Here is a 14,506-nt window from a genome sequence, read left to right as displayed (position 1 = left end):
TTTTATTGTGTTCTATTGATTATCTCCACTTATTATGAATATTAACGGCTAGCTGGCCAATGTTTTCTAGGCTGATTGAGGTGTCTCTTGTTCTCCAAAGTACATGTGCAATAACGTTTGCGTCCCTGAATCGAATGTAACTATTTGCAAGATTAGAATTTTGAGCCTGGATAAAGATACTTTCAGTCGCTATGTCTAGTTGTCTTCTGTTAGATGGGTTTTCAATAGTCGACCCCAATTTGTCATATGATACAGTATCGTATGCTTTCTCACCATTTTGAATACTGGTAGCTTTTGTCATTCTGAAATATATCTCTCTTGTTTCTGAAGATTTTAGAAATTCAATCTCATACAAAACACCGTCTCCAACTTCACGAACGTACTTACTCGATGGTTCTTTTGAATAACCATTTGGAGTATCTGCCTCAGTCATCGCTAGCTCCTCGGGGGGTTTCGTTATCAGGGATGAACCCCCCTCTGTCGCAAATGCGGATGGCGTCTGCCTCGGAGTAGCAGTCGGTGATTCTGTTTTGGTTGGCGTTGAAGTACTGGTTGGTGACGAAGTGGTTTCTCCTCTCGGTGTCTCGCCTTCGTTACCCCCATCACTTCCGTTTCCGTCCCCGGAACAACCGGCAACTCCAATTGCTAAGGATCCACCAATCGTCCGCAATAACGTTCGTCTATCCATACAATTTGTTAGAGGCTGGTGAAAAAAAGCTAGTGTAAATAGACACCGTGCAAGGCCTGTTCCGCTGTACGTAACGGCCGTTTCATTCCACGAACTGAATAAAGAAACCAATTTCAACTACTGGTAACCTGACGTTTTCACAGCCCTGCCCCGGTAGCCTCGCGGCTGGTGCACAACCGTCTAAACAGCCACGTCTGGCCGTCCCAGCACGGTCTCTTTCAACCTTGCCGTGGGCGCTGGGCAGGCGGGCGGGTCCCGAGAGTCAGTGAGACTGTCCGGCGCTCGTCGTCGCGGACGACCTCGACCTCGATGGTGTCGCCGGGGTCGGTTTCGAGTGCGAGAAACGCAGAAAGCCGCTCTTGGTTCGGAATCGGCCAGTCGTCCATCCGGACGATAACATCGCCGCCGACGGGCACCTCCCGTCCGTTGACTGTCCGATCCTCGTCGCTTCCTTCGAGTACTCCGTTAGAGGGTCCGTCATCTGCAATGCTGTGGACGTAGACTCCCCAGGAGACTGGGAGGTTATTTGCCTCGATGAGTGCCGGGCGAACGTCGAGCAGGCGGATTCCCATATAGGAGTGTTCGAACTCGCCGTTGTCGACGAGTTCGGGGACAACGCGTTTGACCATCGCCGCCGAGATGGCGAATCCGATAGTCTGGCCCCGGCCGGCACTGACGACGCCAGCCACCTCGCCGTCGTAGGTCACGAGCGGACCGCCGCTGTTGCCGGGGTTGACGGCGGCGTCAGTCTGGATGCCGTCAGCGATACTGAAATCCCGGCCCGGTGCCTGGATGTTGCGGTCCTGACCGCTGATAACCCCCGTCGAGAACGAGCCGGCAAGCTGGTAGGGATTTCCGATTGCTGCGACAGGAGTACCGACGGCCTTCGGCCCGTCGACCAGCGGGAGCGGTGTTGCGCTGTCAGGTTTGTTCTCGACATCGAGGACCGCAAGGTCACTGTAGAAGTCGGTTCCAACAACCGAGGCCTCTCGCCAGCCGACATCTCTGAAGCGAACGTACGTGCTGTCGGCGAGTGCGACGACGTGGTCGTTCGTAACGAGATAGGAGTCGTCGTACATCCAGGCAGACCCGCCGGCAGGACCCTGGGAGGTGCGCACCTCCACTGCAGCGACCGAGTCGACGACCTGCTCGTACACTGCCGTCTGCTCGGAGTCTGCAGGAGGGCTGCTGGCGCGTTGCTCGGGGGTATCGAACTCGTCAGGGAAATCACCCAACTCCTCGTCTTCAGGAGGGCTGTCGGTCCGAGAAATCTCTTCTGGGGCCTGTAACGCACAGCCCGCGACGCTTGCCGACAACACCGATCCGGCCGCGGCAAGGAGGTGACGACGAGAGACATCTTGGTCCATACCTAAAACACGGACGCGAGGCCAATAAATAACCGGGCGACAGCCAGTCAAGATCGGAATGCCAAAGAGCTACTACCCCAGGAGCGCACAACTGGCAGTATGGCAAGGGAGCAACGAGGCCGACGGGGCGCTACAGAGAGACGGCCGGGGTTTCTCCTTCCGGGAATTCGCTGTGCTGTCGAGATGGTACTTGCTGGCTCGCTCGTGTTGCTCGTCGGGCTGCCGGCCGAAAATGACATCTACTTCGGAGCGGTCGTCACGCTCGCGGTCGTCGTTATGATCGTGGTCCTGTTTTGGGCACTGAACCGACAGATGGCACGGTGGGCCGACACAGCAAACCCGAGGCTGTAACGTCTCGTCTCTCTGTGTGTAACACTGGGTTGTGATTTAATTATCACCGGCACGCCGTCATAATATGGTCCAATCGCGTCGCGAACCTCTCACAAAAATGACAGTATCAGTTTCGGCTGTGGCTGCGGGTTGTCTCGGACTGGGTGGTGGTGACGACACCGTCTCGACAGAAGGTAACGACGACTCGCCGTTCGAGATGAGTCCGGAGTCGTTGCTCCTCGGTAAGGAGGCGCTAACCGACGAGACAGACGAGGACTGGAATGAGGAAGATCCACAAGACGGATTCGGATTGGAGGCGATCGAAAATACCTCTGTGCTCCGTGATGTTGATGCGGTTCGGCTGTTTGGACCGCAGTTTTCAGAAGATGGTGGCTTTGATCTAAAGGCGTGTGCGAGCACGGTACGATTGTACGACACCGTCGAGGCGGCCCAGGAGGCGTTCGACAACTCTCCGTTCCAGAGTGGATTCGGCTACGAGTCACGACAAATTGCAGTCGAATCAATCGGCGGAACGACAGAGGGCGAAGAATCACACATCATCTTCCGGGATGCAAACGCAATCGGTGACCTCGTCTATACAAACCAGGAGTCTGACGACAGGAAAGAACAGACTGCACTCGATCTCGCCGCGGCGATGCACCAGTCGTGGCGGTAATCAGTCCTGGGCACGAGACGACAGACGTATTCTCGGAGCGACCGGTACACCATAGCTTAAGTGGATTTCGTGAGAACATCGTAATGCAATGGAACTCACCTGGCACGGCCACTCGACGTGGCACGTCGAACTCGGGACGACCAGCTTGCTCATCGACCCGTTTTTCGACAACCCCAAGACATCGCTGGAGCCGTCTGACCTCGACACGCCCGATTACGTCCTGCTGACACACGGGCACGCAGACCACATCGCAGATGCCGGCGCGTTCGGTGACGCGACGGTGGCTGGGACGCCTGAACTGACGGGCTTTGTCGCCGACGAGTTCGACGTCGAGGAGGACAACACCATCGGATTCAACATCGGCGGCACGCTCGAACTCGGAGATGCCTTCGTCACGATGCACCGCTCGGACCACACCAACGGGCTGATGACCGACTACGAGTTCTCCGGCGGGATGCCCGCAGGGTTTGTCATCTCCGACTCACACCCCACAGACGACGGCGAAGCGACGACGTTCTACCACGCGGGCGACACCGCGTTGATGACCTCGATGCGCGATGTCATCGGCGACTACCTCGAACCGGACGCGGCGGCCCTGCCGATAGGTGACCACTTCACGATGGGGCCACACCAGGCCTCGATTGCCGCTGACTGGCTGGGCGTCGACTACGCCCTCCCGATGCACTACGACTCGTTCCCGCCAATAGAGATCGACACCGCCAATTTCGAACAGTACGTCGAGACGAACTCGTCCGCCGAGCCGGTCGTCCTCGACGGCGACGAGACGTTCGAACTGTAGCGGCTGTTGCTGCAAATACTGTTGAGAGACACACAGTTTTGGGGCTAGGAACCGTACAGAAAATCGATGTCAGATATCAACATCACCAGCACGTGCGAAGAGGGATACACTACCAACAGCGTCGTCGGGAACTTCGACCTGGTCATCGACGCGACCGGTGAGGACGGCCCCGACCCGAACGCGACACTCGTCGCAGATTATGCCTCCTGTTTCATCCCCGCGTTCCGCGTCGGTGCCAACAAGGAAGGATTCGACGACATCGGCACAGTACAAATCGAGTCCTCGGCAGAACTCGACGACGGCGACGACCTCGAAAGCATCTCCTTCGAGGTCCACGTCGAGGCAGACCTCGGCGACTCTGTCGACGATGTCGTCGCGCGAGCAGAGGACATCTGCCACGTCCACTCCGCCCTCCGTGAGGGACTTCACGCCGACATCACGGTCACCGACGGCGCGGACCTGTAACGCGGTGGAAAACGCTCATAGGCTTCCCTGTCGTATCGGGTGATATGAGCAACGGATGGCAGGACAGACTCGCGGGCGCACGCATGCAGGTCGACCAGCAGTTCAACGACCGCATCGTCGCCTCCAAGTTCACGAACCAGCAGTGGGGCCTCATTATGACAGCCGTCGAGTTCGACATCGAGAATCCACAGGACCCCGAACAGGCTGAACTGGTCGCCGACACAGATCAAATCGAGCATATCCTCCCCGAACTGGACAATATGCCACAGGGAATGGGGGGACAACCCATGGGCCAGCAGGATACCGGCGGTGGTGGCGAGGGCGTTCTCGGCAAGATTCGTGGGCTGCTCGGCGTCGACGGCGACGACGACGGTATCGACGAGGCTCAACTCGACTCCGCGATACAACTCGTCGAAGAGTACGCCGACGAGCTACAGACCTTCCTCGAAGACGAAGGCCGCTGGGACGGTCTCTGTGCCGGGGCCGCAGGCGGCGAGTGACCCCGCCAGAGTTTTATACGTGTTCGAGCCCTCCTGGGAAATATGTCCGTCACGTTCGACTTCAGCAACAGCGTGGTCCTGGTAACCGGCGTCGGTGGCGCACTCGGCAGTGCGGTCGCGGAGGCGTTTCTCGAGGCCGACGCGACCGTCTGTGGGGCTGACCTCGTCTCGCCCGACGACGATGACTTCTTGCTCGATGCACCCGACCGCATCGACTTCTACCAGGGTGACTTCACCGACGAGGCGACCGTCGAGGAGACAATCGAGGAAACTGTCGACAGCCACGGCCAGCTCGATTATCTGGCCAACATCGCCGGCACCTGGCGCGGCGGCAGCCCGCTCGACGAGACCGAGGGTGACCTGTTCGACTTCCTTTTCGACGTGAACCTGAAGACGATGTTTCTGGCCTCGAAACACGCGATTCCACACATCCGCGAACAGTCGGGTGCTATCGTCAGCGTGTCGGCGCAGTCTTCGCTTGAGGGCGGTGAGGGAGATGGCATCTACCGAGCGACGAAGGCAGGCATCCGGCTGCTGACCGAGACGATAGCCGAGGAAAACAGCGGCCAACTGCGGGCAAACGCTGTGATGCCGAGTGTCATCGACACGCCGATGAACCGTGAGATGATGGCAGACGCCGACCACTCCTCGTGGGTCGACCCCGCAGACATCGCCGACACCTTCCTGGCACTCTGTAGCGACGCGACGGGTGTGACAAGCGGCGCGGCAGTCCCGGTCTACGGCGAGGCCTGAGCTTCCGAAACCTGTATCCGGTCTGCGGCCGGAGCGGTGGCTGTGTCAGAGCACGGAGACAGGACGCCTTTCCTCGGGCTGGCTGTTGCCATCGTCGCTATCAGCACGGGAGCCATCCTCGTCGAGGTGAGCGAGGCTCCCTCGGCTGTCACGGCCTTCTATCGGGTGTTGTTCACGACGCTGCCACTGTTACCGATTGCAGCCTGGCGGTACCGTGAGGAGTTCCGGCTGATACGGCGTCGAGACCTCGCGTTCGCGACGCTTTCCGGGGTCGCCCTGGCGTTGCATTTCGCCTCGTGGTTCGAGAGCCTGGAGTGGACAAGCGTCGCCGCGAGCGTCACGCTCGTCCAGTCCCAGCCGCTGTTTGTTGCACTCGGTGCCTGGCTGTTGCTCTCTGAGTATCTCAACCGACGAATGGTCGGCGGCATCCTGGTTGCTGTCACGGGAATAGCCACTATGTCGATGGGCGACTTTCTCGGCGGTGTCCTGGTCGGGCCGAATCCACTTCTGGGGAACGCACTCGCGCTGTTCGGTGCGCTCATGGCTGCCGGCTACGTTCTGGCGGGACGGTCGCTTCGCCAGCGGGTCTCGCTGATTCCCTACGTCGTCGTGGTCTACAGCGTCTGTACAGTCTGTCTGCTCGTCATCTCGCTGCTACAGGGTGGTCAGTTGACCGGCTATCCGCCCCGAGAGTGGCTCATCTTCCTTGGACTCGCGGCCGGGCCCGGACTGCTCGGCCACACCGTGATCAACTGGACGCTCGCTCATCTCGAATCGAGCGTCGTCTCGGTGTCGATGCTCGGCGAGCCGGTCGGCGCGACGATTCTTGCCTTTGTCTTTCTCACGGAGGTTCCGACGGCGTACACGGCGCTTGGCGGTATCATCGTCCTCGCAGGTATCGCGCTCACGACGGTCGAACGCGAGCGACAACAGGGCGAACAGTAGCCTCCGAACGGTTACCCACCAAACGTCTTTTTGATCTGTTCCTGCCAGGTCTGTAGGTCGTCGATGTTCTCCTCGATCTTGTCGAGCCGTTCGGTCACCTCACCGTCGTCGACAGCCGATTCGAGGGATTCGATATCCGACTGGACCTCTTCGAGACTCGTTTCGAACGCCGAGAGTTCCTCGTCGACATCTCCCATCTTCTCGGTTGTCTCGTCGACGTCGGCCGATACCGTCTCTATCTCGTCGGTAAGCGACTCCATATCCTCGCGGACAGAGACAACCTCGTCATCGAGGGACCGGATGTCCTCGTCGAATCCGTCTACCGTCTCTGTGACCGACTCGATTCCTTCGGCGTTTGTCTCGACCGCCGACTGTAGCGACGAGAGCTGTGATCCGACAGAGTCGACCCGCCCCTCAAACTCTTCGAGCAGTTGCTGTGCGGTCCCGTTCTCGTCCAGAAACTCCTCGAGTGCACTGGTGTACGCCCTGAGGTCGGCAACATCCTCCTGAATCTGTTCGACTTTCGCTGTGGTTGCCCCATCCTCGTCGACAGCTTTGAAGGCCTGTTGGAGGAGCCTCAGGTCCTCTGCCGAGACGTTTTGCTCTCTGATTTCGGCGGCCATCGTCGCGACGACACTCCCCTCGACGGCAGAAACGTCGCCGGCGTCGCCCGTTTCGCCGTCGTCTGTGGCGTCGTTGGGGTCTTTGAGGTCGAGTTTCTCGACATCCTCGTCGTCCTCGTCCTCGGCCTCTTCATCTTCCAGCCCGGGAATCTCGCCGTCGCCGGCGATTGCGTCTTTGAGTACGTCGTTGTCGCTTTCGGGGACGATGTCTTCAGCGCTCTCGTCGTCGGGAAGCGGCGGGTCGACCGATTCGAGCGTGGGCTCGGTCAGGAACTTCTCGACGTTGTCGCTCCCAGTTGCGCGGATGCCATACACCGTGGTATATGTTTCTCCGGGCTCCAGGTCGCGCTCGAAGACGATGCTGTCGTCGTCGATGACCCAGTACTCGCTACCGTACTCCGGGTGGAACCCGAGATCCTCGACCTCGATATCTTCGGGTACTGTGTCCGAGAGTGAGATGTGGACATCCTCTTCGCGGTCAGATGTGAAATCGAACGCGATGGCCGGAACGGGGAACTCGTCCTCTTCGAACCGCTTGACCACATTCACCCCATCCGAGGAGGTCACTATCTCCTCGTACCCTTGTGAGTTGCTCATACATTCGACTGGGTTTGGGAACGATATTAAACCTGTTTACTAGAAAAACCTACCAATTCGTCGGCTCGGCAGCCTATCGACTGAGGTCGACCGTATCACCGATTTCGGCAATTTCGACGTGACGGGGGTACTCGAAGCTCCTGGCATGCTCGACGAGCGCGGTTGGGTCGGCGGTCAGCCTTTTCCACATGTCCCAGTGCGTCGGGACGAGTCGGTCGGCCTGGAGTTCGGTCGCCGCCTCAATAATCATGTTCTCGTCGTTGTACCATTTCGTCAGCTTCGGCTCGCGGGTCTCCTTGTCTGGAATCATCCCAACCGAACCGACGGCGAGGACCGCTAGGTCGACGTCGTAGCTCTCACCGATTGACTCGAAGCTCCCCGGACGTGCGTCGCCGCCATGGACGAACGTCCCGGCGTCGTGCTCGATGACGTAGGCCACCTCGCCGTCGGCGTCGGGGTCGTTCGCACTCTCGACAGAGACGGTGAGGTCGCCGACGGAGAAGGTGTCTCCCGGGGAGACAGCTGTCAGCTGCTCGGCGTCTACGTCCCAGTTCGTGGTCCAGTCCTGTTCGTCCGTAACAGCGAGGCTCGGGTCTGTGGCATAAAAGTTGGCACCAGTCTGGGCGAGTATCGGTGCCTGACTCGGGCCGTGGACGTGGTCGGAATGTTCGTGAGTGGCCAGAACTGCGTCGGCGGCTGTTACGTCTTCCGGGTCGAAGGGGACCGGAATCATCCGAATCGTCCGGGGCGGGTCGCCCGTGCCGAGATACGGGTCGATGTACACCGTCGTCCCACCTGCGCTTTTGAGTACGAAGCCATTACACCCGAGATACCAGAGGCGAAGGCCGTCTGGGTCGGCCGCCTCGACTGCCCGTGGGAGCCAGTCGCCCCAGTCGCTGTGAACCTCGTCCATACGGTACCCTGTCCCCGACCAACGAGTAAGCGTTTCGGAACCAGCAACGACGCCCCAGGAACAACCAGAGTCACCGGAAGGCCATATTGAATACAAAATCTTTTCAAAACTCCGCTCCATAGACTGTAAGTACTACTGGGTGACTACGTGTGCCAGAAATGGAAACTGCGGCGTTCGAGACTGACCTCAGTCTGTTCAAGTACGACAATCTGGAACAACTGCCGCCTGCCTACCGTGATTTAGGGGAGGACGAGCGCGAGCGACGCATCGAGACGGCGCTCGATGAGTTGGGTGACGATGTTCTCATCCTCGGCCACAACTACCAGCGCCGGGAAATCGTCGAACACGCGGATTTCGTCGGCGACTCCTACCAGCTGAGCAAGGAAGCCGCCAACGCCGACGCCGACTACGTGATCTTCGGCGGCGTGACGTTCATGGCCGAATCTGCCGACATCATCACCGACGACGAACAGACGGTTATCCTCCCGAGCATGGAGGCGTCGTGTCCGATGGCTGGGATGGCAGAGGCCCTGCAGGTCGACACTGCCTGGGCCGAACTTACCTCGATGACCGACGAGAACATCATCCCGATTACCTACATGAACTCCTACGCGGACCTGAAAGCCTTCTGTGCTGAACAGGGCGGGCTGGTCTGCACCTCGTCGAACGCCCATCGTGCCTTCGAGTGGGCCTTCGAGCGCGGCGACAAGGTACTCTTCTTGCCGGACAAACACCTCGGCGAGAACACCGCTCACCGCCTGGGGATGGAAGACGAAACCGCAGAGTGGGACCCCTGGGACCCCGAGAGCGACGCCGCCGAGGCCGTCGAGAACGATATCATCCTCTGGGAGGGGTACTGCCAGGTCCACGAGCGGTTCCGCGAGGACCACATCGAACAGGTTCGCGCCGACAACCCCGACGCGAACGTTGTCGTCCACCCCGAGTGTCGCCGCGAGGTCGTCGAGGCCGCCGACGTGGTCGGCTCTACCTCGACCATCTGTGAGACCGTCGAGAACGCTGACCCCGGCGAGACATGGGCCATCGGTACCGAGATTCACCTGACGAATCACCTCTCGCGGTGGCATCCCGAGGTGAACGTCATCCCGCTGTGTGGCGAGGCCTGTATGGACTGCAACGCCATGCGCCAGATCGACCCCAACTACATGACCTGGGTGCTTGAAGAGCTCATCGAGGGCCGCGAGCGCAATGTCATCGAGGTCGCGCCCGAGGAGAAAGAACTCGCACAGGTCGCACTCGACCGAATGCTCGAAATATGAACGAGCGAGAGACAGATGTTCTCGTCGTCGGCGCGGGCATCGCCGGGCTCGCTGCTGCCTTCGCAGCGGACCGAGCAGGTGCAGACGTGACGCTGGCGACGAAAGCCGAACGACCCGAAGACGCATCGACCTGGTGGGCACAGGGCGGCATCGCTGTCACCCGTGACGACCCTGTACAGTTCAAACAGGATATCGTCGACGCCTCCAGCGGGACTGCCGACGAGAATGCTGTCGATGTCCTCGTCGAAAACGCCACCGACACGGTTCGTGACGTACTCGTCGATACAGTCGGCATCGAATTCGACACCGAAGGCGAGGGATTCGACTACAGCCAGGAGGCCGCACACGACGAACCTCGCATCCTCCACGTCAACGCCGAGACGGGCAAACATATCCACGTCCCCTTCCTGAACTACGTCGCTGACGAGACCGACGTGACGATACTCGAAGATACCGCTGCCCTGGAGCTGTTGCGCCACGAGGGACAGGTCTACGGCGCACTGCTCGAACAGGACGGCGAGTGGGCACCGACGTTCGCTGGCTCGACCGTGCTCGCAACCGGCGGTATCGGCGCGCTGTACCCCAACTCGACGAACCCCGACAGCGCGACCGGGGACGGTATCGCGATGGCGGCACTCGCAGGCGCGGATGTCGCCAACATGGAGTTCGTCCAGTTCCACCCGACCGCCTGCACCACCGACGAGGGGACCTTCCTCGTCAGCGAGGCTGTCCGGGGCGAGGGTGGACTCCTGCGTAACGCCGACGGCAAGCGGTTCATGCCCGACTACCACGAGGACGCCGAACTTGCGCCCCGGGACGCGGTCGCCCGTGCCGTCAAGACCGAACGAGAGGAGACCGGCGAGGTCTACCTTGATGTCTCGACGTTCGATTTCGCGGGCTACTTCCCCGAACTCGCGGTCAAATGTGAGGACAGCGGCATCGACTGGACCGAGGGAATCCCGGTCTCGCCCGCAGAGCACTTCCTCTGTGGCGGGGTTGCCGTCGACGAGTACGGCCGGACCAGCCTCACGGACCTCTATGCGGTCGGCGAATGTTCCTGTACTGGCGTCCACGGCGCGAACCGTCTCGCGAGCACCTCGCTGCTGGAAGGGCTTGTCTGGGGGCTTCGAGCCGGCGAGGATGCCACTGGAAGCGAAATCTCACGCATCGAACCGCCGGAGCTGCTGGAACGGGACCCCGAACTGCCGTCGAACTTCGCCCGCCAGAAGCTCGACCGCCTCCAGCGCGTGATGGATGAACAGGTCGGCATCGAACGCTCGACCGACGGCCTGAAACGCGCACAGAGCGTGCTCCGACGCCTCAAGGGAGAGGTCGACGCCTACGTCCGCACCCGTACCTCGCGGTCGCTGTACGAACTCCGGTCAGCGTCGGTTGTCTCGCTGCTGATTGCGCGGGCCGCGGCCGAAAACGAGCAGTCTGTCGGCTGTCACTACCTCACCGACGCCGAAACGCGAACGCCGGAGGCGGCACCTGACTCGTAACGATGCCGGTCACGCAACTGCAAATCGAGCGGTGGCTCCGCGAGGACCTGGGCCACCACGACGTGACCAACGAGGTACCCGGCAAGACGACCGGCCGCCTCGTCGCCAAGGAGGCCGGCGTGGTCGCGGGACTCGACGCCGCAGCCGGCGTCTTCGAGTATCTCGACGGCTCCGTCGACCTCGGGGTCTCCGATGGTGACGCTATCGAGGCCGGCGAGACTGTCCTCGAGGTCGAGGGAGCGGCTACCGACGTGCTTCGAGCCGAGCGCGTCGCGGTCAACATCGCCGGCCACGCCTCGGGTATTGCGACCCGGACACGGCGGGCTGTCGACGCCGCCCGCGAGGCTTCCGACAGTGTCGACATCGCTGGCACACGCAAGACGACACCAGGACTACGCGGCGTCGAGAAACGCGCCGTCGTCGCCGGCGGCGGTGACAGCCACCGGCTGGACCTCTCGCATATGGTGATGGTCAAGGACAACCACATCGCGGAGATGGGGCTGGAAGGAGCAATCGAACACTTCGCCGACCGCGTCTCGTTTGCGACCAAGATCGACGTCGAGGTCGAACGACCCGAGGACGGCGAGCGCGCGGCCGCGGCCGGTGCCGACATCGTGCTCTTCGACAATCTCTCACCTGCCGCCGTCGAGCGCGGCGTCGAGTTGCTTCCCGAAGAGACGCTCGCGGAGGCGAGCGGCGGTATCACCGTCGAAGACGTTCCCGATTACGCCGCCACCGGAGTCGATATCATCTCGATGGGCTCGTTGACTCACTCCGCCTCGGCGCTCGATTTCTCGTTTCGGACCGGCTGAAGAGGTGCTTCGGGACTGGCTGCCGTTCTCAGTTAATGGAAGGTGTTAAATGAATAAGAGGGGTACTCCATGTCATGGACAGCCAACAGATTCATCGCGGTCTCGAAGGCATCACCGTCGCGGAGACGCGACTCAGCGACATCGATGGCGAAAACGGGGAACTGTTCATCGCCGGCTTCCCCGTCGAGGAGCTCGCCACGAACGCGACCTACGAAGAAACGCTGTTTTTGCTGTTGAACGACCGTCTCCCGACGGCAGCGGAGTACGAGTCGTTCCGGGACGAACTCGCGACGCGTCGCGGGATAACCGAGGAGACCCGGGCGTTGCTCGAACAGGCCGCCGCCGAGGAGGAGCCGCCGATGGACGCCCTTCGAATGGGTCTCGCCGCCGCGACGCTCGGAGACGACGGGGACGCCCCTGAAGAGAAAGCAAAACGCGCCATTGCAGTCGTCCCGACGGTCATCGCGACGTACTGGCGGTACCGACGGGGAGCCGAGCCAGTCGATCCCGACCCTGGACTGGGCCACGCAGCGAACTACCTCTACATGCTCAACGGCGAGGAGCCCGACGAGGCCGCAGTTCGCGGAGTTGAAACCTACCTGAATACGGTCGTTGACCACGGCTTGAACGCCTCGACGTTCACCGCCCGAGTCGTCGTCTCGACGGAGTCGGACGTGATCTCGGCGGCGACGGCCGCGGTCGGGACACTCAAGGGACCGCTCCACGGCGGCGCACCCGGCCCCGTGTTGGATATGCTCCAGGAGGTCCACGAGCGTGGCGAACCCGAGGCGCACGTGAGAGACACGCTCGACGCCGGCGAGCGGCTGATGGGCTTTGGCCACCGTGTCTACGACGTCCGGGACCCGCGTGCGGCGGTTCTCTCGACGGCCGCCGAACGGTTCTACGGCGAGTCGGGCGACTCGGACTTTTTCGAGACTGTTACGACTTTCGAGCGGACGGCTGCCGACGTGCTCGCACAGGAGCGCCCCAACCTCTCGCTTGAGACCAACGTCGAGTACTACACCGCTGCCCTCCTCAACGGCGTCGGGATTCCGCGCGACCTCTTTACGACCACCTTCGCCGCTGCACGGGTCGGTGGCTGGATGGCTCACTCTCTCGAACAGCTCGCGGACAACCGCATCATCCGGCCCCGGAGCCGGCATACGGGGACGCACGGCCGGACGTGGACGCCCCGTGAGGAGCGCTAGTCAGCTCTCAACCGCTTTGACGAGCGACTCGAGACGGGAGATACGGACCTCAGTCTTCGGGTGCGTCCGGAACGGTCCGTCGCCAAGGGTGCGGCGTTCGACCGGCAGAATATCTAACACCCCGGCAGAGCGCATGAAATCGCGTTTGTCTCTGCTGGGACGACTGCGGGCATCGTCGAGCTTCCGAAGTGCGTTTGCCAGTGACGACGGTGACCCGGTCAACTGCGCGCTGGCGGCGTCGGCGGCGAACTCGCGGCCCCGAGAGAGTAACGCGATGCCGAACTGGCAGAGCCATAGTTGGACGGTCGTCACGAGGCGGACACACGCCCAGGCGAAGAGATGAACCACGTACCCGAGGCCGACTATCAGATGGCCCTCCCCCAGGCTCGGCCGTTCGTTTTGGCCTAGGTGCTCTGCGACGAGCATCGGAACGAGAAGCCACCGGAGAACGTGTGTGTCGCCGTTGGCCAGATGGCTCACCTCGTGTGCCAGGACAGCTCGCACCTCCTCGCGGTCGAGCTGTCGGATAACACCCCGCGAGATAACGATAGTCCCTCCCGAACCGTCCGCAAGCGAGTACGACTCCGGTCGACGGCGGTTCACGATACGAATATCAGGAGCGGGAATGTCCGTCTGCTGTGCGAGCTGTTGACATATGGCTGCAATCTCCGGATGGCGGTCTTTCGCTGGGGTGCCGGCCGTGCCGAGTTCTGTCTCGAACAGCTGAATATTCCGTCTGGCGGTCCTGAGATACAGCGGCGGTGCGACGAGTAATCCACTTCCGAGGATGACGGCAAGCCACTGGCTGGTGCTGAATGACAACACACCGAGCACCGACGCGCTGTCGGTAACCGGTGCCAGGAGGAGTCCAAGGAGAAACCCGGCAAAGAGGATGCCGACACAGATTACTAGTCCTGTGAGGAATGCTGCGGTGACGGCGATAGTCACCGAGACAGCACCCACAACGATAGACGCGACGGCAAGCCGTCCTGCGAGCGAGAGGTGCTGTTGGAGGGTCCGCGACATATCGGTCGTTGGAGAGGGGTCCATT

At 61.1% G+C, this 14,506-nt stretch carries 16 protein-coding genes; 11 read left to right on the top strand and 5 right to left on the bottom strand.

Going from position 1 to position 14,506, the window contains the following annotated elements:
* Positions 1–19: 19 nt before the first annotated feature.
* Both OSC37_RS04300 and OSC37_RS04295 read right to left on the bottom strand, forming a co-directional pair.
* A complete protein-coding gene (locus OSC37_RS04300; RefSeq protein ID WP_267163375.1) occupies positions 20–433 on the bottom strand; it encodes a hypothetical protein in 414 nt (137 codons plus the stop codon).
* Between the two features lie 473 nt (positions 434–906).
* Positions 907–2,055, bottom strand: coding sequence for a S1C family serine protease (locus OSC37_RS04295; RefSeq protein ID WP_267163374.1), 1,149 nt, complete (start codon positions 2,053–2,055; stop codon positions 907–909).
* Between the two features lie 99 nt (positions 2,056–2,154).
* Here OSC37_RS04295 and OSC37_RS04290 point away from each other — a divergent pair, with 99 nt between their 5' ends.
* The 7 genes from OSC37_RS04290 to OSC37_RS04260 all read left to right on the top strand — a co-directional run bounded on the left by OSC37_RS04290 (position 2,155) and on the right by OSC37_RS04260 (position 6,523).
* Positions 2,155–2,406, top strand: a complete 252-nt coding sequence (locus OSC37_RS04290; protein ID WP_267163373.1) for a hypothetical protein — start codon at positions 2,155–2,157, stop codon at positions 2,404–2,406.
* Positions 2,407–2,503: 97 nt separating this feature from the next.
* Positions 2,504–3,061, top strand: a complete 558-nt coding sequence (locus OSC37_RS04285; RefSeq protein WP_267163372.1) for a hypothetical protein — start codon at positions 2,504–2,506, stop codon at positions 3,059–3,061.
* An 88-nt stretch (positions 3,062–3,149) separates the two neighbouring features.
* A complete protein-coding gene (locus tag OSC37_RS04280) occupies positions 3,150–3,860 on the top strand; it encodes a metal-dependent hydrolase (RefSeq protein ID WP_267163371.1) in 711 nt (236 codons plus the stop codon).
* 66 nt (positions 3,861–3,926) lie between these two features.
* Complete coding sequence (locus OSC37_RS04275) at positions 3,927–4,325, top strand: OsmC family protein (RefSeq protein ID WP_267163370.1); 399 nt, start codon at positions 3,927–3,929, stop codon at positions 4,323–4,325.
* A gap of 44 nt (positions 4,326–4,369) precedes the next feature.
* Complete coding sequence (locus OSC37_RS04270) at positions 4,370–4,825, top strand: DUF5799 family protein (protein ID WP_267163369.1); 456 nt, start codon at positions 4,370–4,372, stop codon at positions 4,823–4,825.
* Positions 4,826–4,867: 42 nt separating this feature from the next.
* A complete protein-coding gene (locus tag OSC37_RS04265) occupies positions 4,868–5,578 on the top strand; it encodes an SDR family oxidoreductase (protein WP_267163368.1) in 711 nt (236 codons plus the stop codon).
* 42 nt (positions 5,579–5,620) lie between these two features.
* Positions 5,621–6,523: a DMT family transporter gene (locus tag OSC37_RS04260; protein WP_267163367.1), complete on the top strand. Its 903-nt coding sequence runs from the start codon at positions 5,621–5,623 to the stop codon at positions 6,521–6,523.
* Positions 6,524–6,534: 11 nt separating this feature from the next.
* On the opposite strand, the gene OSC37_RS04255 is transcribed toward OSC37_RS04260, so the two are convergent.
* Positions 6,535–7,743, bottom strand: coding sequence for a hypothetical protein (locus OSC37_RS04255; protein WP_267163366.1), 1,209 nt, complete (start codon positions 7,741–7,743; stop codon positions 6,535–6,537).
* 73 nt (positions 7,744–7,816) lie between these two features.
* Positions 7,817–8,656 (bottom strand): MBL fold metallo-hydrolase, encoded by an 840-nt coding sequence (locus tag OSC37_RS04250; protein ID WP_267163365.1) that lies wholly within the window; start codon positions 8,654–8,656, stop codon positions 7,817–7,819.
* A gap of 158 nt (positions 8,657–8,814) precedes the next feature.
* On the opposite strand from OSC37_RS04250, the gene nadA reads away from it, so the two are divergent.
* The 4 genes from nadA to OSC37_RS04230 all read left to right on the top strand — a co-directional run bounded on the left by nadA (position 8,815) and on the right by OSC37_RS04230 (position 13,455).
* Positions 8,815–9,933 (top strand): quinolinate synthase NadA, encoded by a 1,119-nt coding sequence (nadA, locus tag OSC37_RS04245; RefSeq protein WP_267164150.1) that lies wholly within the window; start codon positions 8,815–8,817, stop codon positions 9,931–9,933.
* Positions 9,930–11,435 (top strand): L-aspartate oxidase, encoded by a 1,506-nt coding sequence (locus tag OSC37_RS04240; protein ID WP_267163364.1) that lies wholly within the window; start codon positions 9,930–9,932, stop codon positions 11,433–11,435. The genes nadA and OSC37_RS04240 overlap by 4 nt, the downstream gene beginning before the upstream one ends.
* 2 nt (positions 11,436–11,437) lie before the next feature.
* The gene (gene nadC / locus OSC37_RS04235; protein ID WP_267163363.1) at positions 11,438–12,247 is read left to right on the top strand and encodes a carboxylating nicotinate-nucleotide diphosphorylase; all 810 of its coding nucleotides are present in this window, start codon (positions 11,438–11,440) and stop codon (positions 12,245–12,247) included.
* 74 nt (positions 12,248–12,321) lie between these two features.
* Positions 12,322–13,455, top strand: a complete 1,134-nt coding sequence (locus OSC37_RS04230; protein WP_267163362.1) for a citrate synthase/methylcitrate synthase — start codon at positions 12,322–12,324, stop codon at positions 13,453–13,455.
* On the opposite strand, the gene OSC37_RS04225 is transcribed toward OSC37_RS04230, so the two are convergent.
* Entirely contained in the window at positions 13,456–14,481 is a 1,026-nt protein-coding gene (locus tag OSC37_RS04225; RefSeq protein WP_267163361.1) for a M48 family metallopeptidase, read from the bottom strand.
* Positions 14,482–14,506 lie beyond the last annotated feature (25 nt).

Source organism: Halovenus salina (assembly GCF_026410925.1).
GTDB classification, from domain to species: Archaea; Halobacteriota; Halobacteria; order Halobacteriales; family Haloarculaceae; genus Halovenus; species Halovenus salina.
Note: the sequence above shows the minus strand (reverse complement) of the source record. Positions and strands in the feature narration are given on the sequence as shown.